This is a genomic window from Microbacterium timonense (assembly GCF_900292075.1).
Taxonomy (GTDB): Bacteria; Actinomycetota; Actinomycetes; order Actinomycetales; family Microbacteriaceae; genus Microbacterium; species Microbacterium timonense.
The window spans coordinates 167,864-186,285 of record NZ_OLMV01000006.1; the positions used below are offsets into that span (position 1 = coordinate 167,864).

Here is an 18,422-nt window from a genome sequence, read left to right on the forward strand (position 1 = left end):
CGTATGCCGATCTTTGGCACGGACGGGGTGAGGGGGCTGGCCAACGGCCCCCTCACCGCCGATCTCGCACTGTCCCTGGCCCAGGCGACCGCCGTCGTCCTGGGCCAGGGCCGTACGGCCGAGGCGCGACGCGCCGCCGGCAAGCGACTGACCGCGGTGGTCGCGCGTGACCCGCGCGTCTCGGGCGAGTTCCTGTCGGCCGCTGTCGAGGCAGGGCTGGCCTCGTCGGGCGTCGACGTCTACGACGCCGGGGTGCTGCCGACCCCGGCCGCCGCGTTCCTCATCGCCGACATGGACGCCGACTTCGGTGTCATGGTCTCGGCCTCCCACAACCCGGCGCCCGACAACGGGATCAAGATCTTCGCGCGGGGCGGCGTCAAGCTGCCCGACATCGTCGAACAGCGCATCGAGAACGCCATGGCCGGCGCGAAGCTGCTCCCCACCGGCGCGGACGTCGGCCGCATCCGCCGGTTCGCCGACGCCGAGGACCGGTACGTCGTGCACCTGCTCGGCTCGCTGCCGCACCGCCTGGACGGTCTGCACGTCGTGCTCGATTGCGCCCACGGTGCCGCCTCGGGAGTCTCTCCGGAGACCTTCCGGGATGCCGGCGCCCGCGTGACGGTCATCGGGGCCGATCCTGATGGCGTCAACATCAACGACGGCGTGGGATCGACGCATCTGGACGTGCTGGCGAAGGCGGTCGTGGAGCACGGCGCCGATGTCGGCATCGCGCACGACGGCGACGCCGATCGCTGCCTCGCGGTGGACGCGAACGGCAGGATCGTCGACGGCGACCAGATCATGGCCATCCTCGCCCTCTCGATGAAGTCCCGCGGGCAGTTGAAGGACGACACGCTGGTCGCGACGGTGATGAGCAACCTCGGGTTGCACCGCGCGATGTCGGCTCACGGCATCCGCGTCGAGACGACCGCGGTCGGCGACCGCTACGTGCTGGAGCGCATGAACGAACGCGGATTCTCGCTGGGCGGCGAGCAGTCGGGGCACGTCATCATGAGCGAGTACGCGACGACCGGCGACGGCGTCCTCACCGGCCTGCACCTGGTGGCCGAGATGGCACGCACCGGCAAGACGCTGGCCGAGCTCGCGTCCGTCATGACGGTGTATCCGCAGGTGCTCGTCAACGTGAAGGGCGTCGACCGCTCCCGCGCGGCCACCGACGAGGCGGTCCAGGATGCGGTGGCGCGCGCGAGCGCAGAGCTCGGCCTGTCGGGCCGTGTGCTGCTGCGTCCGTCGGGCACCGAGCAGCTGGTGCGGGTGATGGTGGAGGCCTCGTCCGAGGATGAGGCGCGCCGTCACGCGGACGTGCTCGCCGGCGTCGTCCGGGAGCGCCTCACGCTGTAGCTCCCGTGCGGGCGTGACGTTCGCACCAGACGGTGAAGCTCGCATAGACGACGAGAGCGCCGGCGACCAGACCGACGAAGGCCCATGACAGCGGCCGATCCCAGTGCAGGGCGTCGTTTCCGGCGACCAGCGACACGGCGATCGCGCCGAGGCTCAGCAGCTGTGCCTGGAACAGCACCCGGAACGCGCTCCACCGCGCGTCCCACAGCAGGGCCGCATCCACCACTCCCGTGAGCGAGAGGACCGCGCCGGTCACGCGTGCGGTCAGCGGCGTGAGGTCCCAGGCCCAGAGGGGGAGCAGGGCCTGCGGCGAGAGGAACAGCACAGCGCCGAGGAGGAGCGCACACGCGCCGATGGCCGCGAGCGCGTAGCGCAGCGCGCGCGGGATGACGGCATCTTGCCGATCGGCCACCATCGGGTCGCGTCCGCGCTGGGCGATCGCCAGCGCGGCGACCGCGAACGGAGTGGTCGCGTAGAGGGTCATCCACACGGCGAACGACAGGTTCTGCGAGAACCGCTCCAGGTGCAGCAAGGTGGCCACCAGGAGCGCACCCGAGAACACCACGACCGCCGGGAAACCGTGCTCCACGTGATGCCATCGGCGCGCCGACGCGACGCGCACGAAGAACCAGATCCCGCCGAGGTAGGCCGAGGCCAGCAGGTACGCCGACAGCGGCGGCGCGATCGCCCACGCGAACAGCTCACCGGTCCGCGTGGGGAAGACCCACAGCAGGAACGCCGCCGCGACGAGGAACGGCACGATCGCGATCGCGACCCACCGCGTCGCCGGGAGCACCCCGTCGTCCGGGCGCGCCCCGTCGCCCGGCGGAACCTGACCGTCCCGCGGAACGTCGTTTGGCCATCCGCGGCCCGGATCAGTCGCGGACATGGTGCAGCGCCTCCGGGATCGTCAGCGCCCGCCCCTCCTCGGTCGCCGCGTCCAGCACGTCGCCCGCTCCCTGCTCGCGCAGCGCGGCCAGTGGGATCATGTAGTACTCGAACGCCGCGGGATTGAAGATGCCCTTGCGGATCCGCAGCTCCCGGGCCGCACCGAGGAGCAGGCCTGCGCGGCGGGCATCGCCGCGCAGAGCCGCCAGCCCGACGAAACCCTCCAGGCCGTACGAGATTCCCTCGTCGTGGCCCAGGGCGAGCGAGCGATCCAGGCCCATGGCGAAGTCCGCGTGCGCGCCCTCGACGTCTCCGGCGAGGAACCGCGCCCAGCCGCGATGGTTCTGGGCGATGACCATGCCCAGCAGCTCGCCCTGCGCGCTCGCCAGCTGCAGGCTCTCCTCGAAGCGCGCGAGCGCCTCGGGCACGTCGCCGCCGGCCATCGCGATGCGTCCCAGCATCACCAGCGCCATCGCCTGCCCCCACGCGTCGTCGACCGATCCGAAGCCGTCCAGGCTGCGCTGCAGTTCCGCGGTGGCGCCGGTCAGGTCGGGGCCTTCGGCGCGTGCAAGCAGCCCGAGCCCGATCGAGACGCCCGCCAGCGCCGCGCCGGACGGCTCGCCGACCGCTGTGAACAGGTCCCGCGATTCCCGCAGCGCCGTCGTCGGATCGAAATGCCGGTCGCGCCAGAACCCGATCGCACCGACGTAGTACAGGGCGACGGCGCGGCTGCGTGGCCGCAGCACGATGCCCTCGGCGGCCGCGATGCGCAGCACCTCGGCCATCCAGTCGTGGACGACGCCGAGGTAGCCGCCCACCCAGAGGAACAGGTACAGCGCCCACGCATAGTCCGCAGCGGCGTCCAACTCGCGCCGCTGGATCAGCGAGCGGGCGACGGCCGCCAGGTTCTCCACCTCCAGCTCCAGCTCGCGCAGCACATCGAGCTGGCCCGGTCCCCGCAGCGCGACCGCGGCTTCGTGAGCGCGTGTCTCGTAGTGCGAGATCCACGCGGATACGGCCTGCTCCCGCAGGTCGTCATCGAGCAGGCCGCCGGCGTATGCCCGAACGAGCATGAGCATGCGGAACATGCCTGCCGTGCCCTGGTCGAGGTGTCCGAGCAGGCTCGCGTCGACGAGGGACTCGAGCGCGCCGAGCGGATCGGTCACGCCCGTCGCGCTGAGCACGCTCTCCGCCGGGCCGAGCCCGAAGGATCCGGAGAACACCGAGAGCACGGCCAGCGCCCGCCGAGCAGAAGGATCGAGCAGGTCGACGCTCCACTGGATCGTGCGGCTCTGCGCACGCTGCCGCTCGGGGAGATCCCGGCCGCCGCTGACCAGCAGCTGAAGCGCGGAGTCCAGTCGTTCCAGCACCTGCCCCGGCGTCAGCGTGCGCATCCGTGCGGCGGCCAGCTCGATCGCCAGGGGCATGCCGTCCAGGGCGCGGCACAGCGCGATCACCGCCCCCACGTTCTCCGGCGTGAGGCGGAATCCCGGATGGACGGCCGTCGCCCGCGTGACGAAGAGCTCGATGGCCGACGAGTCGGCAGCCACCGCCGACGCGGCATCCGCGTCGGGAAGCTCCAGAGGGCCGAGCTCGACCACCCGCTCCGCCCGCACGCGCAGCGGTGAGCGGCTGGTGACGAGCAGCTGGATGCCGGGCGTATCGGTCACCAGGCGCGCCAGCGTCGAGGCGGCATCCAGCACGTGCTCCATGTTGTCGACCACGAGGAGCACGTCGCGATCGCCGACCGCTTCGATCACCTTCTCCACGAGCACCCCTTCGCCCGTGTCACGCACGCCGAGGGCCCTCGCGATCGCGGCGATCACGCGGTCGGGGGCCGGCACGGCCTCCAGTGCGGCGAAGGCGACCTCGCGACCCGCGGACGCGGCATCCGTTGCGAGCTCGATGGCCAGCCGCGACTTGCCCACACCGCCCGGTCCGACGATCGTCACGATGCGCACGTCGCTGCGTGCCAGCAGCGCCGTCAGCATCGCCCGTTCGCGCTGGCGGCCGACGAGCGCCGAGTAGGGCGCCGGGATCGCCGGCGAACCCGGCGTCGGTTTCACGGACGGAGAGGTGTGCGGGGCGCGGGCGGCGTCGAAGCGTTCAGCGAGCAGCGTGGTGATGTCGTCGGCGACGAGTTCGGCGAGCTCGTCGGGGGTCTCGAACGACTTGTACGACGTGCGATCGTCGGAGCGGATGTCGTTCAGCAGGGCGTCCAGGCGCGCTTCGCGACCCGGCGCCGGCTGCTTGATGTAGATGAGACTGGGAAGACCCGTGGAAAGGCGGTACTCGTCCTCCAGTCCGGAGATGTCCTCGTCGGGGGCCACCCACCCGTACTTCTCCCAATAGATGCCGACGAAGATGTCGCTCTGCTCGAGGTAGGACCGGTACAGGGCGCGCGGCGGATGCGGCCGCGCCCCCAGCTCGAACATCACGGGAGCAAGGCGCAGCCGCTCGATCGCGGCGCGCACCGCGCGGCGCTCGGGTTCGAGCTCTCGCAGGGTGGAGCTGACGAAGACCCGGATGCGCTGGTCGGGGGTGCGGATACGCGCGGCATCCATGAGTGCATCCTGGCTTCGGACGGCCTCGGCGTAAAGAGGGGGCATCGGCTCCTCGCCGGATTTGGGATATGAGACTTGCAGTCCCTAAGTTGGGATTGGCGCTCGGATCTGGGGTTCGAGCGCGCTGATCGACGCGGCGGCCCCGATGCCGCCGTGAGGGTCCGGTCGGTGCCGGGTTCTGGGGGACCCGGCACCGCGAGCCCCTCGCAGACACCCCAGCGCGAGCGGGCCCCGCGGACGATAATCGAAGGATGCGGAACCCTGGACCGCGAGCTCGCAGGCCGGCGGGTCAGACCCGCGCCCGCATGCTCGACGTCGCGGTGGAACGGGTGCGGGCCGAGGGCCTTCAGCTGGACTACGCGAACATCGAGCTCGAGGACCTCATCCGCGCGGCGGGCGTTCCGCGGTCGACGGTGTTCCGCATCTGGCCGGACCGCGTCTCCTTCGTCGCCGACCTGGTTCGGGCCCTCTTCGACGCCGATCCGGGCTTCGACACCGGCTTCGACGAGAAGACCCTGAGTCTCATCGCACAGTCCGCGGGCCCCGACGCGCACACGAAGACCGCTGCGGAACGGGGAGAGGCGTTGCGGGAGGTGCTGCGCGCCGCCGTCGCCCACAACGTCGTGGCGGTGGAGGACACCGTCGCGTGGCGCGCGTACAAGACGATGTCGGCGGCTCTCGCGAGCGGCGACGTCGTTCCCGGCGGCGATGAGATCCGCGCCTTGCTGTCCGAGATCGAGGACCGGTATCTCGACCGTATGGCCGAGATCTATCGCGACCTCAATGCCGCCTTCGGCCTGCGGATGAGAGAGGGCACCACCGAGCGGGACCTCGCCGTCGCGATCGTGGCGATGATCGACGGCATGAGCGACCACCGCCGCATCAACCAGCCGATGGTGGACGCACCGCGTGCGGTCGCGCTGGGACCGGAGGGGACGCGCGAGTGGCACCTCGCCGCGATCGCGGTGTACGGCATCTACGACGCGTTCACGGTCGCGGACGGATCGGACTGACGCGGCCCTCTCCGGCGGGCCGGGGCCTCGAGGTACCGCCACCGCCGATCAAGCAGCGAGGAACGAGCGTATCGAGATCCCGCGATCCGACGGCGGCACCGGATCCCACGCTGTCCGGACGGCCGTCACTGCGCCGCGTCGACCGTGAGTCCCAGCATCCGCAACTCCTCCTGAGACTTGCCGGCGAGCTTGCGTCCGAGCAGCGGCCGCTTGTCGGGGTGGATCTTGAGGCCTTTCGGCTCCTTCGCCAGCGGCTCCTCCCAGCCCCGGTACAGCGCCAGCACGCGGAAGGTGAAGCCGAACAAGAACGCGATCCCGACGCTCAGCCAGTACGGCACGCCCCCTTCGTCCAGCAGGATCCACAGCAGCCCCGTGCCGATCGCGGTGGCGACGAACCACTCGCCGCGGACGAACTGCTTGGGGGTGACGCCGCTCGTCAGATCGATGAGGAAGCGCCCGGCTGTCGGGGCGATCACCGCGATCGCGAGAGCGCCGAGGATCGGGTACCCCGCCTCGTTGGCCTTCTGCGCACCGATGATCGCGTACCAGGGGAGGGAGAATGAGGTCATGAACTGGAACAGGCCCTCGCGGAAGAGCTGACCGCTCGCGTAGGCGAGGAAGTAGCCGACCACGCCCGCCACCACGCAGAACGTGATGTACGCGGGATTCATGAACGCCGACGGCGGGTTGCCGAGGATGACGTCGCGCGCGACGCCGCCGGCGATCCCGCCGATGATCGCCATCAGGACGATGCCGACGAAGGTGTAGTTGCGGTAATGGTCGGGCCGGCGGGCCAGCAGCGCGCCGTTGAGGGCGTTGGTCGTGGCCGCCACGAGGTCGACGAACGTCCCCTCGCCGAACAGCGACCACGTCCCGAACGTCAGATCCATGGGGTGCATCGGGTTCCTCCTCGCCACGCCGGGCGTCGGCGCGTCGCCACGTTAATGACGCGCCGCCGCGCCGTCATCGTGCGATTCGCGGGAAACCGGCTCTCAGGCGGTGGGGGTGCTCCAGCTGAGCGACTCGATGTAGCGCAGCAGCACGCCCTCGCGCAGGGCCCACGGCGAGACCTCGAGCTCGTCGACGTCCAGCGCGCGCATCGCCTCGTGCAGCACGACGGCACCGGCCACGATCTGGAACGTCCGGTCGGGCGTGATGCCGGGAAGCTCCTGGCGGGCGGAGGCCGGGATGCGGGCCAGGCGCGGGATCCACGAGCTGAGCGAGGCGCGGGGAAGCAGCATCCGTTCGATCCCAGACCACCCGGGCACCGGGTAGCCGACGAGCTTGGCCAGCGACCGGATCGCCTTCGACGAGCCGACGACGTGGTCGGCCCGCGGCAGACGGCGCAAGGACGCGGCGACCGGCGCGAGGGTCTCGCGCGCGTGCTCGCGCAGCCGCTCGACGGCGGTTTCGCCGGGCGGGTCGTCCGGCAGGAACTGCACGGTCATGCGGCCCGCGCCGAGCGGGACGGATGCCGCGGCCTCCGGCAGTTCGTCGCCACCGGCCGCGAGCTCGAGCGAGCCGCCGCCGATGTCGAACAGCAGGATCTGCCCCGCGGCCCACCCGAACCATCGGCGGACGGCCAGGAACGTGTAGCGGGCCTCGGTCTCGCCGCCCAGCACCTGCAGCGGCTGGCCGAGCGCCGCCTCGACGCGCGCGATGACCTCAGGGCCGTTGCGCGCTTCGCGGACCGCCGAGGTCGCGGTGGCCAGCAGCTCGTCGACGTTCTCGGCGGTGGCGAGCTCCCTCGCCTGCGAGACCGCCGCGACCAGGGCGCTCACACCCTCCTCGGTGATCGAGCCGTCGGCAGCGAGATAGCGCATCAGCCGCAGCACGGTGCGCTGACTCGTGGTGCCCAGCGGCCTGCCTCCCGGGCGGACGTCGGCGACGAGCAGGTGGACGGTGTTCGAGCCGATGTCGAGGACTCCCAGGCGCACGGGAAAAGAGTAGCGGCGGCGCAGCGGCTACGATGGGCGCGATGTCCGCCGAAGAAGCGACCGCGTACGACACGGGTGCGGCCACGCCCGCCCTGTCGCTCTACCGACAGATCGACCGTGCCGACTGGGCGCGCCTGGCCGCCGGGATGACCCAGCCCCTGACCGAGACCGAGATCGTGCAGATCCGCGGCCTCGGCGATCGGCTGGACATGGCCGAGGTCGCGCAGGTGTACGTGCCGCTGTCCCGCCTGCTGTCGCTGTACGCGGAGTCGACCAAGCGGCTGGGCGCGGAGGAGTCGGCCTTCCTGGGCGACACCGATGCGACGACGCCCTTCATCGTGGGTGTGGCGGGATCTGTCGCTGTGGGCAAGTCCACGATCGCCCGTCTGCTGCGCGAGCTCACGAGCCGCTGGCCCGGCACGCCGCGGGTCGAGCTCGTCACCACCGACGGCTTCCTCTACCCGAACGCCGAGCTGGAGCGGCGGGGGCTCATGGACCGCAAGGGGTTCCCGGAGTCGTACGACCGGCGCGCGCTGGTGTCGTTCCTCACCGAGGTCAAGAGCGGCGCGGCCGAGGTGCGGGCACCGTTCTACTCGCACATGAGGTACGACATCGTGCCCGACGCCGTGATCACGGTGCGCCGCCCGGACATCGTCATCGTCGAGGGCCTCAACGTGCTGCAGCCCCCGCCCACCCCCAACGACGTCGCCGTCAGCGACCTCTTCGACTTCTCGATCTACGTCGACGCGGATGCCGCGCACATCGCCCAGTGGTACGTGGATCGCTTCCTCGCCCTGCGCCGGGCGGCCTTCAGCAACCCGAACTCGTTCTTCAACGTGTTCGCACAGCTCTCGGACGAGGAGGCCGTCGAGCGCGCCCTCGGGTACTGGAACACGATCAACCTCCCCAACCTCGAGGAGAACGTGCTGCCGACGCGCCACCGCGCCAACCTCGTGCTGCAGAAGGCCGCGGACCACACCGTCGAGCGGGTCCTCCTCCGCAAGCTCTGACCTCGCCCCCGCCGTCCCGCGCCCGCATTCTTCGGTTTGTGCGGAGAACACGCCGTTATCGCGGTGGGCTTAGCGGCGTGTTCTCCGCACAAACCGACGGGGGGGGCGGGCGGGGCAGGGCGGGCGGGGCAGGGGTGCGGCGGGCTCGGCATCCGGTATTCGTTCGGGCTCCTCGCAAACCGGGCCGCTTACGATGGAGCGCATGTGTGGAATCGTCGGATACGTGGGCCCGCGCCAGAGCCAGGCCGTGCTGATCTCGGGGCTCTCGAGGCTGGAGTACCGCGGCTACGACTCGGCCGGCATCGCCGTGATCGACGGCGACGGGGGCCTCGGCATGCGCAAGCGCGCCGGCAAGCTGCAGGTGCTGCGCGACGACCTGGCAGCCCGCCCGCTCGCCGACGGCACGACCGGCATCGGGCACACCCGCTGGGCCACCCACGGCGGCCCCACCGACGGCAACGCCCACCCGCATCTCGCCGATGACGACAAGCTCGCCGTCATCCACAACGGCATCATCGAGAACTTCTTCGAGCTGAAGGAAGAGCTCCTCGCCGACGGGTTCACCTTCCGCAGCGAGACCGACACCGAGGTCGCCGCCGTGCTGCTCGGCCGTGAGTTCCGCCGCACGGGCGACCTCGTGACCGCGTTCCAGTCGACCGTCTCCCGCCTCGAGGGTGCGTTCACCCTCCTCGCGATGCACCGCGACCAGCCCGGGCTCGTCGTCGGCGCCCGGCGCAACTCGCCGCTGGTCATCGGCCTCGGCGAGGGGGAGAACTTCCTCGGCTCCGATGTGGCGGCCTTCGTCGAGCACACGCGCAATGCGCTGGCGATCGGGCAGGACCAGATCGTCGCGATCACGCCCGAGGCCGTCACCGTCACCGACTTCGCCGGCAACCCGGTGGAGGTGGAGCCGTTCGAGGTGACGTGGGATGCCGCGGCCGCCGAGAAGGGCGGCTGGTCCTCGTTCATGGCGAAGGAGGTCTCGGAGGAGCCTGAGGCCGTCGCCAACACCCTGCGCGGTCGCATCCGCGACGGGGAGGTGGTCATCCCCGAGTTGGACGGCCTGGACGACCTGTTCACCGGCATCTCCCGCATCATCGTGATCGCCTGCGGCACGGCGGCCTACGCGGGGCAGGTCGGCAAGTACGCGATCGAGCAGTGGACCCGGATCCCGGTCGACGTCGAGCTCGCCCACGAGTTCCGCTACCGCGACCCGGTGATCGGTCCCGACACCCTCGTCGTCTCGATCAGCCAGTCCGGCGAGACGATGGACACGCTCATGGCCGTCAAGTACGCCCGTGAGCACGGCGCCCGGACGCTCTCCATCTGCAACACGCAGGGGGCGACGATCCCGCGCGAGTCGGACGCGATCGTCTACACGCACGCGGGCCCCGAGGTCGCCGTCGCCTCGACGAAGGCGTTCGTCGCGCAGATCACCGCGCTGTACCTCATGGGCCTGCACATCGGCCGCGTGCGCGGGGCCGTCTCGCCGGCCGACGCCGCCGACCACATCCGCGAGCTCGAGGCGATCCCGGGGAAGATCGCGCAGATCCTCGAGCGGGAGCAGCCGCGCATCGAGCAGTTCGCGCACTGGATGGCCGACACGCGCTCGGTGCTGTTCCTGGGCCGCCACGTCGGCTACCCGATCGCGCTCGAGGGTGCGCTCAAGCTCAAGGAGCTGGCCTACATCCACGCGGAGGGCTTCGCCGCCGGCGAGCTCAAGCACGGCCCGATCGCCCTCATCGAGCCCGGCCAGCCGGTGTTCGTCATCGTGCCCTCGCCGCGCGAGTCGGCCGAGATGCACAAGAAGGTGATCTCGTCGATCGAGGAGATCCGCGCCCGCGGCGCCCGGGTCATCGCGATCGCGGAGGAGGGCGACGCCGCGGTGCTCCCCAAGGCCGACGAGGTGCTGCGCATCCCGCTCGCCGGGCCCTTCTTCGAGCCGCTGCTGGCGGTCGTGCCGCTGCACGTCTTCGCGATGGGCCTGGCCACCGCCAAGGGCCTCGACGTCGATCAGCCCCGCAACCTCGCGAAGTCCGTCACGGTGGAGTAGCGGCATCCCGGCCCCTGCCTGATGTGGTGGGCCGCTGCCGGCCGCGCCAAGAGGGGATGCCGCGGGGCGAGGGGACGGGGCGGCGCGATAGGGTGGCGGATGCCGCAGCCGCGGCCATCGGGAGGACTGCATGATCGTCGGAATCGGCGTCGACCTCGTCGACATCCCGCGATTCGAGCGGACGATCCAGCGCACCCCGCGCCTCGTGAGCCGGCTCTTCTCCGAGACCGAGCAGCAGCTCAAGCCGCACTCGCTCGCCGCCCGCTATGCCGCCAAGGAGGCGCTGATCAAGGCGCTCGGCGGGTCCGACGGGGTGCACTGGACCGAGATCGAGATCACATCCGAGGCATCGGGCCGGCCCGTGTTCTCGCTGTGCGGCTCGACGGCCGCCGTCGTCGCCGGGCGCGGGATCACGGCTCTGCACCTCTCGCTCTCGCACGACGCGGGACTGGCGACGGCGTATGTCATCGCCGAGGCGGGTGACGGCGCCCCGGCCGCACCCTCGAGGGCGGAGGATGCGGAATGAGCCACCTTCCCGCCGGAGTGCTGCGTGAGGCGATCGTCGACGTCGGGGCGATCGCCGACAACGTGCGGCACCTGCGCCGGCTGACCGAGTCCGAGGTCATCGCGGTCGTCAAGGCCGACGGCTACGGGCACGGCGCGGCGCGGTCCGCCGCCGCCGCGCTGGCGGGCGGCGCGACCCGGATCGGCGTGTCGGACATCTCCGAGGCCATTGCTCTGCGGCGCGCCGGCATCGACGCGCCCATCGTCGCCTGGCTGCACGCGCCCGGCGCCGACTTCGCCGAGGCCGCGGCGCTGGGCATCGAGCTCGGCATCTCCCACCTCGACCAGCTGCAGAAGGCGGCCGCCGCGGCATCCGGCGACCGCCCGGTCGCGGTTCACCTGAAGCTCGAGACCGGTCTCTCGCGCAACGGCATCGCACCGGACGACTACCGCATCGTCTTCGCCGAGGCCGCGCGGCTGGAGCGCATCGGGCGGGTGCGCGTGGTCGCGCTGTTCAGCCACCTCTCGAACGCCTCGCGCGAGGACGACCTCGCAGCGCTGAGGGCGTTCGAGGAGGGCGTCGCCGCCGCCGCGTCCCTGGGGCTCGCGCCGCCGCTGCGGCACATCGCCGCCACGCACGCGGCCATCGATCTCCCCGAGTCGCGGCTGGGGTGCGTGCGGATCGGCATCGGGCTCTACGGGCTGTCGCCGTTCGCCGACCGGAGCTCCGCCGACCTGGGACTGCGTCCTGCGATGACCCTGCGGGGAGCGGTCGCCGCCGTCCGCCGCGTGCCTGCCGGCAAGGGCGTCTCGTACGGGTACGACTACCGCACCGGCCGCGAGACGACCCTCGCGCTCGTCCCCCTCGGCTATGCCGACGGTGTTCCGCGACAGGCCTCCGGGCGGGGTCCGGTCGTGATCGGGGGGCGCCGGTTCACCGTGGCCGGACGCATCGCCATGGACCAATTCGTCGTCGACGTCGGCGACGCCGCGGTCGCGGTCGGGGACGAGGCCGTGATCTTCGGCGACCCGACGCTCGGTGTGCCCTCGGCGACCGAGTGGGCGGATGCCGCCGGCACGATCAATTATGAGATCGTGACGCGCGTCGGGCCGCGCGTGCCTCGTCGGCAGGTGTCGGAGTGACCGGGAACGCGGGGGAGCGGTCCCGTGTTGACCACGGTGTGAACAGCACGATGCGCGGACTCGACGCCCTCGTCGGCACCCGTGAGGTCACGTCGCCTGCGGCCATGGAGCAGCTCGGCGAGGAGATGGGACGGATGCTGCGATCCGGCGATCTCGTGGTGCTCACCGGGCCGCTCGGCGCGGGCAAGACCACCCTGACGCGCGGCATCGGGCGTGCTCTCGGTGTGCGCGGACCCATCCAGAGCCCGACCTTCGTCCTGGCGCGCACGCACCCGTCGCTGGTCGGAGGCGCACCTCTCGTGCACGTGGACGCGTACCGGCTCGGGTCTCCCGCTGAGCTCGAGGACCTCGACATCGATTTCGAGGCCTCCGTGGTCATCGTCGAGTGGGGGCGAGGGATGGTCGACGGCATCCGCGAAAGCTGGTGGGAGGTCGAGTTCGAGCGCGAATGGCACGGGCACGGCGTCGACAACGCCTGCGGCACCGTCGCGCGGGAGGACGAGCTCGACGCCGACGCTCCTCGGCGGGTCACCATCTCGCGCCGCCCGTAGGCCGCGCAGCCACCCATCCGGGAACGACCCGGGAGCAGGCCGCTCGCCGACCGGCTCCGCGCGCCGACTACCCTGGAAGGCGTGATCCTCGGCATCGACACGTCGCTCGGGACCGCCGTGGCGGTCGTGGAAGCGGACGGCGTCATCCGCTCGCAGGTCGACAGCGCCGACCCGCGCGGCCACGCCGAGGTGATCGGCACCCTGATCGAACGGGCGCTGGCCGAGGCATCCATCGCCCCGTCCGACATCTCGCACGTCGCCGCAGGCATGGGACCGGGGCCCTTCACCGGCCTGCGCGTGGGCATCGCCGCGGCCCGCACCTTCGCCCTCGGACGCGGCGTGCCGGTCGTGCCCGTCGTGAGCCACGACGCTGTCGCGCTCGAGCTGCTGCTGCACGCCGCCCTCACCGCCGACTGGGGCTCGGCGGGCAGCGCAGTGGACCGCGACGACGAGACCTTCGCGGTCGTGACGGATGCCCGGCGGCGGGAGTTCGCCTACACGCTGTACCGGGGGCTCGATGACGACGGCCTGCCCGTGCGCCTCGCGGAGCCGGCGCTCACGCCGCGCGACGATCTGGACGCGCTGCTGGCAGACGCTCGGGCGGTGCGCCGGGATGCCGACCGCATCCCCGCCGCCCTGCTGGCCCTCTCGGCCGCCCGCGCCCTGGCCGCCGGGCGCACGATCGGACCCGCCGACGCCCTGTATCTGCGCTCGCCCGACGTCACCGTCTCGCACGGAGCCAAGCGGGTGAGCGCGTGACCGTGCGACGCGCCACGCTCGACGACCTCGGCGCGATCATGCGGCTCGAGCGTGCGTCCTTCCCCACCGACGCCTGGTCCGACGCCATGATGCGCGAAGAGCTCGGGTCGCCGCACGGTTGGTACGTCGTCGACGAGGTCGCCGGACGGCTGCTCGGCTATGCGGGCCTTCGTGCGGTCCACAACGCGAAGGATGCCGACATCCAGACGATCACGATCGCGGAGGAGTCGCGGGGCCGCGGCCGGGGGCGGGCGCTGCTGCGGGAGCTGCTGCATGAGGCGGCACGGCGGCACGTGACCGACGTGTTCCTCGAGGTGCGCGCCGACAACCCGGTCGCCCAGCGGCTGTATCTCTCCGAGGGCTTCGCCGAGATCGGCCGCAAGCCGCGCTACTACCAGCCCGACGACGTCGACGCCCTGGTGATGAGACTCGACCTGCGCGGGTGGCACGCTTCGACAGCCTCAGCGGCCGGTGGGGCGGATGCTGTGCCAGGCGCGGCCGGCCGTGCGCAGGCGTGGGACGGAGGGGTGTGCTCGTGAGTGCGGTGACCGGATCGACGGTGGAACCGCTGGTGCTGGGGATCGAGACGAGCTGCGACGAGACCGGCATCGGGATCGTGCGCGGCCGCACCCTGCTGTCGAACACCATCGCCAGTTCGATGGACGAGCATGCGCGGTACGGCGGCGTCGTCCCCGAGGTGGCCGCGCGTGCACACCTGGAGGCGCTGCAGCCGTCCATCGAGGCCGCGCTGGCCGAATCCGGGGTGGCCCTGCAGGATCTCGACGCCGTCGCGGTGACCAGCGGCCCGGGCCTGGCCGGCGCGCTCATGGTCGGCGTCGGCGCGGCCAAGGCGCTCGCGGTCTCGCTCGGCACGCCGCTGTACGCCGTGAACCACCTCGTCGGGCATATCGCCGCCGACATCCTCGACCCCGACGCGCCTGCGCTGGAGTATCCGACCGTCGCCCTTCTCGTCTCGGGCGGTCACACCTCGCTGCTGCTCGTGCGCGACCTCACCACCGACGTCGAGCTCCTCGGCGAGACGATGGACGACGCCGCCGGCGAGGCGTTCGACAAGGTGGCGCGGCTGCTGGGCCTGCCCTACCCGGGAGGACCGGAGATCGACCGCGCCGCAGCATCCGGTGATCCGAACGCGATCGCCTTCCCGCGTGGGCTCTCGCGCGCCTCCGACATGGCCGCGCACCGGTACGACTTCTCGTTCTCGGGACTGAAGACCGCGGTCGCGCGCTGGACGGAGCAGCGTGAGGCGGCGGGGGAGCCGGTGCCGGTGGCCGATGTCGCGGCGAGCTTCCGCGAGGCGGTGGTCGACGTGCTCGTCACGAAGGCGCTCGCCGCCTGCCGCGATCACGGCGTGCCGCGGCTGCTGCTGGGCGGCGGGGTGATCGCGAATCGCCGACTGCGCGACGTGGCGCTCGAACGTGCGGCGGCCGAAGGTGTGACGGTGCGCATTCCGCCGCTCTCGCTCTGCACCGACAACGGCGCGATGATCGCGGCGCTGGCCTCCGAGCTCGTCATGTCGGGACGACCGCCGTCGACCCTCGCCTTCGGCGCCGATTCGACGCTGCCGGTCACCGAGATCCAGGTGGCGGAGTCGGCATGAGCGACGACCCGCAGAGGATGCCTCCTCCCGCGCCGACGGCGGCGCCGGAGGTCCCCGCTGAAAGCCCCAGCGCTGCCGCTTCCTCCCCGCCGACCGTCGAGCCCGCCTCGGCGGACGTCGATCTCGCGGAGGATGCCTCGCCGCTGCCGGGTGCGCACCGCGGCGGGTTCAGCCGACTGCCGACAGCGCCCGTCGCGGTGACGGTCGAGACGGCGCCGAGCGAGCCCGGCGGCGAGTTCACGCCCGATGCGACCGCGTGGAGCGAGGACGACCCCACCTCGCATGGCGGGCTCGCCGGCTGGGCGCTGGCGTTCGCGATCGTCGGCCTCCTGGTGTCGCTCGTCGTCGGCTGGGGGTTCCCGATCGGGATCGTCGCGGTGGTGTCGGCCGTCGTCGCGCTGCGGCGCCCGGTGGAGAGCCGCCCCGTTGCCGCCTGGGCGATCGCGCTGGGCGTCGTCTCCATCCTGTACAGCGCCGGCTGGCTGCTGTATGCGGCGTTCCAGGCGAACCTCTTCGGCTGAGATCTCAGACGCGGTCGGCGAGGATCGCGGTGCGCCGTGGTCCGATCCGCGTCAGGATGAGGGTGGCCGCTTCCGAGCCGCGCAGCTTCAAGCGCGTCCGCAGGGTGGCCGGGTCGACGTCGACGCCGCGCTTCTTGATCTCCAGGCGCCCGATGCCCCGCTCTCGGAGCGCCTTGCCGAGCGCCTTGACCTCGGCCGGCAGCACTTCACGCACGCGGAACGTCGACACGAACGGCGACGTCAGGGCGGCATCCGACGTGAGGTAGGCGATGTGCTCGTCGAGCATGCCGGCATCCAGTGACCGGGCGACCTCCCCGATGAGTCGCGCGCGGATCACCGCGCCGTCCGGCTCGTGCAGGTAGGCGCCGAGGGCACGCACCGGTTCGTCGGCGGCATCCGTCTGCGCGGTCAGCTCGTGCGCGGTCGTCCCGTCGGCGCGCTCGCGGATCACCAGCGCCGCGCGCCGCACGCCGTCCCGCGCGAGCGCGCCGGACCACAGCACCAGCTCCACCGTGGAGCCGTCAGCGCTCACCCACTGCGCCTCGACGTCGTCGGGGATGAGCGTGCGATCCAGCCCCGGTCCGAGCTTGACGCCGGCGGGCATGCGTCGCGCGAGGTCGAACACCCAGTCCAGCGACGGCGACCATTCCTCGGGGCGCGTGCGGGTCGTCTCGCCATGGCCGGGCGTGCGCCGGGCAGGGTCGAGCCACACCGCGTCCGCACCTGCGAGGTCGGCCTCCTCCGCCGTGCCGTGACGCACCTCGACGTCGTGGCCGAAGGGCGCCAGGTTGTACGCCGCGATCGCCGCCGTGACGTCGTCGGCATCGACGGCGAGCACGCGCAGACCGAGGCCTGCAAGCCCCAGCGCATCGCCTCCGATGCCGCAGCCGAGATCGGCGACGCGCGAGAACCCGGCATCGCGGAAGCGGGCCGCGTGCCGGGCCGCGATGGGCAGCCGGGTCGCCTGCTCGAGTCCAGCCCGCGTGAACAGCATCCGCCCGGCGAGGTCGCCGAACTTCGCCGAAGCCCGCGCACGCAGCCGTGCCTGTCCCACGACCGCCGAGACGAGGTCGGGGGAGTGGCCCTCCCGGCGGAGCCGCGTGACCGTGCGGGCCACGTCGTCGGCGGTCTCCACCGGCGGCATCGCGTCGAGAAGACGCAGTCCCTCGGGGGTCAGCAGCGCCGTCAGCTCGGAGAGTTCCACCCCGCGAGCCTACGGGCATGACCCGAACGAACCCCGGATCCCCCTATCGGAACCCCGTCCGGCCCAGGGGGAACTGCGGGATTCCTCCCGATGCCGCAGCCCGCGCCGGTCAGCACACTCGGATCAAGAGCCGACGGGCAACAGTCAAGAAAGAAGATCATCATGGCCGACGACAACACCAACCTGCTGGGGCTTCAGACGAACGTCGACCTCGCAGACTCCCTGAACGACAACTCGACCGATACCGACGTCGACGACTCGTACAACGACAACTCCGACAACTCGGACAATTCCGACAACTCGGACAACTCGGACAACTCCGACAACTCCGACAACTCGGTCGACACCGACGTCGACGACTCGTACAACGACAACTCGGACAACTCGGTCGACAACTCGACCGACACCGACACGGACGTCGACGACTCGTACAACGACAACTCGGACAACTCGGACAACTCCGACAACTCCGACAACTCGGACAACTCGGACAACTCGACGGACGTCGACGTGGCGATCACGGACTCGTTCAACGACGACCACTCGCACAACTGGGACACCGACGTCGACATCACCGACTCGTTCAACCAGCAGACGCTCAACGACCACTCCATCACCACCGGTGTACGGCAGTACTCGACGGGCTTCCGCGACCTGAACCTCGGCGGCGGCGCGGGCGGCGCGGGTCTGGCAGCCGGGGCCGGCGGCCTCACGATCGACAGCCGGTCCGGCGTGTTCGACCAGTCGGTCAACCAGAACATCTGGGCGAACGGATCGGTGTCGCAGACCTTCGGTCAGCAGGGCGGTCTGGCGTCCGGTGACGGCGCGGCTGCCGCGGGCGACGACGTCGACATCGACAACTCCACCAACTGGGACATCGACGTCGACATCGACGACTCGTTCAACCCCGTCGACGTGGCGATCCAGGACGCGTTCAACGACAACTCCGACAACTCGGACAATTCCGACAACTCGGACAACTCGGACAACTCCGACAACTCGACGAACTGGGACGTCGACACCGACATCGAGGACTCGTTCCAGGACAACTCGACCGACCTCGACGTCACGCTCGACGACTCCTTCAACGAGGACAACTCCACCGACGTGGACGTCTCGGACTCGTTCCAGGACAACTCGATGAACGCCGACGTGGACGACTCGTTCAACGAGTACGACACCGACATCGATGTGGATCTCGAGAACGACGGCATCGTGAACAGCCCCGATGCCGCGCAGACCGACTTCGACATGTGACAGCGGTGAACGCATGACCGCGGGCGGGGGCGGTATCA

Annotated in this window: 17 protein-coding genes; 12 read left to right on the forward strand and 5 right to left on the reverse strand. The window is 71.2% G+C overall.

From position 1 onward, the window contains the following. Nucleotides 1-3: 3 nt before the first annotated feature. Nucleotides 4-1,362 carry a phosphoglucosamine mutase gene (gene glmM / locus C9992_RS15780; protein ID WP_106816591.1) on the forward strand — a complete coding sequence of 453 codons (1,359 nt, stop codon included), beginning with the start codon at nucleotides 4-6 and terminating at the stop codon, nucleotides 1,360-1,362. Here the strand turns inward: glmM and C9992_RS15785 are convergent. Further along, nucleotides 1,352-2,251: a hypothetical protein gene (locus C9992_RS15785; RefSeq protein ID WP_235008281.1), complete on the reverse strand. Its 900-nt coding sequence runs from the start codon at nucleotides 2,249-2,251 to the stop codon at nucleotides 1,352-1,354. The two genes, glmM and C9992_RS15785, sit on opposite strands and share 11 nt — an antisense overlap. Beyond that, a complete protein-coding gene (locus C9992_RS15790; protein ID WP_160150907.1) occupies nucleotides 2,238-4,814 on the reverse strand; it encodes a DUF4062 domain-containing protein in 2,577 nt (858 codons plus the stop codon). The genes C9992_RS15785 and C9992_RS15790 overlap by 14 nt, the downstream gene beginning before the upstream one ends. A gap of 305 nt (nucleotides 4,815-5,119) precedes the next feature. Between C9992_RS15790 and C9992_RS15795 the strand changes: the two genes are divergently transcribed. After that, entirely contained in the window at nucleotides 5,120-5,827 is a 708-nt protein-coding gene (locus C9992_RS15795) for a hypothetical protein (protein ID WP_106816593.1), read from the forward strand. Nucleotides 5,828-5,952: 125 nt separating this feature from the next. On the opposite strand, the gene C9992_RS15800 is transcribed toward C9992_RS15795, so the two are convergent. Together C9992_RS15800 and C9992_RS15805 are read right to left on the reverse strand one after the other, a co-directional pair. After that, nucleotides 5,953-6,726, reverse strand: coding sequence for a TRIC cation channel family protein (locus tag C9992_RS15800; protein WP_106816594.1), 774 nt, complete (start codon nucleotides 6,724-6,726; stop codon nucleotides 5,953-5,955). A 93-nt stretch (nucleotides 6,727-6,819) separates the two neighbouring features. Continuing rightward, entirely contained in the window at nucleotides 6,820-7,764 is a 945-nt protein-coding gene (locus C9992_RS15805) for a Ppx/GppA phosphatase family protein (protein WP_106816595.1), read from the reverse strand. Between the two features lie 41 nt (nucleotides 7,765-7,805). Between C9992_RS15805 and coaA the strand changes: the two genes are divergently transcribed. The 9 genes from coaA (at nucleotide 7,806) to C9992_RS15850 (ending at nucleotide 15,923) form a co-directional block, all read left to right on the forward strand. Continuing rightward, nucleotides 7,806-8,774 carry a type I pantothenate kinase gene (gene coaA / locus C9992_RS15810; protein WP_106816596.1) on the forward strand — a complete coding sequence of 323 codons (969 nt, stop codon included), beginning with the start codon at nucleotides 7,806-7,808 and terminating at the stop codon, nucleotides 8,772-8,774. A 202-nt stretch (nucleotides 8,775-8,976) separates the two neighbouring features. Next, entirely contained in the window at nucleotides 8,977-10,827 is a 1,851-nt protein-coding gene (gene glmS / locus C9992_RS15815; RefSeq protein WP_106816597.1) for a glutamine--fructose-6-phosphate transaminase (isomerizing), read from the forward strand. Nucleotides 10,828-10,957: 130 nt separating this feature from the next. Further along, on the forward strand, nucleotides 10,958-11,353 hold the full coding sequence (locus tag C9992_RS15820) for a holo-ACP synthase (protein ID WP_106816598.1): 396 nt from the start codon (nucleotides 10,958-10,960) through the stop codon (nucleotides 11,351-11,353). Then, nucleotides 11,350-12,474 (forward strand): alanine racemase, encoded by a 1,125-nt coding sequence (gene alr, locus C9992_RS15825; protein ID WP_106816599.1) that lies wholly within the window; start codon nucleotides 11,350-11,352, stop codon nucleotides 12,472-12,474. The genes C9992_RS15820 and alr overlap by 4 nt, the downstream gene beginning before the upstream one ends. Before the next feature lie 50 nt (nucleotides 12,475-12,524). Next, nucleotides 12,525-13,025, forward strand: coding sequence for a tRNA (adenosine(37)-N6)-threonylcarbamoyltransferase complex ATPase subunit type 1 TsaE (gene tsaE, locus C9992_RS15830; protein ID WP_106816626.1), 501 nt, complete (start codon nucleotides 12,525-12,527; stop codon nucleotides 13,023-13,025). Between the two features lie 81 nt (nucleotides 13,026-13,106). After that, nucleotides 13,107-13,784, forward strand: coding sequence for a tRNA (adenosine(37)-N6)-threonylcarbamoyltransferase complex dimerization subunit type 1 TsaB (gene tsaB / locus C9992_RS15835; RefSeq protein ID WP_106816600.1), 678 nt, complete (start codon nucleotides 13,107-13,109; stop codon nucleotides 13,782-13,784). Then, nucleotides 13,781-14,323: a ribosomal protein S18-alanine N-acetyltransferase gene (gene rimI / locus C9992_RS15840; protein WP_106816601.1), complete on the forward strand. Its 543-nt coding sequence runs from the start codon at nucleotides 13,781-13,783 to the stop codon at nucleotides 14,321-14,323. Before tsaB ends, rimI begins: the two co-directional genes overlap by 4 nt. Next, nucleotides 14,320-15,402 carry a tRNA (adenosine(37)-N6)-threonylcarbamoyltransferase complex transferase subunit TsaD gene (gene tsaD, locus C9992_RS15845; RefSeq protein WP_407662257.1) on the forward strand — a complete coding sequence of 361 codons (1,083 nt, stop codon included), beginning with the start codon at nucleotides 14,320-14,322 and terminating at the stop codon, nucleotides 15,400-15,402. Before rimI ends, tsaD begins: the two co-directional genes overlap by 4 nt. Next, entirely contained in the window at nucleotides 15,399-15,923 is a 525-nt protein-coding gene (locus tag C9992_RS15850) for a hypothetical protein (RefSeq protein WP_106816602.1), read from the forward strand. The genes tsaD and C9992_RS15850 overlap by 4 nt, the downstream gene beginning before the upstream one ends. Before the next feature lie 4 nt (nucleotides 15,924-15,927). On the opposite strand, the gene C9992_RS15855 is transcribed toward C9992_RS15850, so the two are convergent. Further along, nucleotides 15,928-17,127, reverse strand: a complete 1,200-nt coding sequence (locus tag C9992_RS15855; protein ID WP_106816603.1) for a THUMP-like domain-containing protein — start codon at nucleotides 17,125-17,127, stop codon at nucleotides 15,928-15,930. Between the two features lie 162 nt (nucleotides 17,128-17,289). Here C9992_RS15855 and C9992_RS18270 point away from each other — a divergent pair, with 162 nt between their 5' ends. Beyond that, complete coding sequence (locus C9992_RS18270) at nucleotides 17,290-18,384, forward strand: hypothetical protein (RefSeq protein ID WP_106816604.1); 1,095 nt, start codon at nucleotides 17,290-17,292, stop codon at nucleotides 18,382-18,384. Nucleotides 18,385-18,422: the final 38 nt, after the last annotated feature.

Coding starts and splice junctions, on each gene's coding strand:
- glmM (WP_106816591.1), top strand. CDS start 4: ATGCCGATCTTTGGCACGGACGGGGTGAGGGGGCTGGCCAACGGCCCC.
- C9992_RS15785 (WP_235008281.1), bottom strand. CDS start 2,251: ATGTCCGCGACTGATCCGGGCCGCGGATGGCCAAACGACGTTCCGCGG.
- C9992_RS15790 (WP_160150907.1), bottom strand. CDS start 4,814: ATGGATGCCGCGCGTATCCGCACCCCCGACCAGCGCATCCGGGTCTTC.
- C9992_RS15795 (WP_106816593.1), top strand. CDS start 5,120: ATGCTCGACGTCGCGGTGGAACGGGTGCGGGCCGAGGGCCTTCAGCTG.
- C9992_RS15800 (WP_106816594.1), bottom strand. CDS start 6,726: ATGCACCCCATGGATCTGACGTTCGGGACGTGGTCGCTGTTCGGCGAG.
- coaA (WP_106816596.1), top strand. CDS start 7,806: ATGTCCGCCGAAGAAGCGACCGCGTACGACACGGGTGCGGCCACGCCC.
- glmS (WP_106816597.1), top strand. CDS start 8,977: ATGTGTGGAATCGTCGGATACGTGGGCCCGCGCCAGAGCCAGGCCGTG.
- C9992_RS15820 (WP_106816598.1), top strand. CDS start 10,958: ATGATCGTCGGAATCGGCGTCGACCTCGTCGACATCCCGCGATTCGAG.
- alr (WP_106816599.1), top strand. CDS start 11,350: ATGAGCCACCTTCCCGCCGGAGTGCTGCGTGAGGCGATCGTCGACGTC.
- tsaE (WP_106816626.1), top strand. CDS start 12,525: ATGCGCGGACTCGACGCCCTCGTCGGCACCCGTGAGGTCACGTCGCCT.
- C9992_RS15850 (WP_106816602.1), top strand. CDS start 15,399: ATGAGCGACGACCCGCAGAGGATGCCTCCTCCCGCGCCGACGGCGGCG.
- C9992_RS18270 (WP_106816604.1), top strand. CDS start 17,290: ATGGCCGACGACAACACCAACCTGCTGGGGCTTCAGACGAACGTCGAC.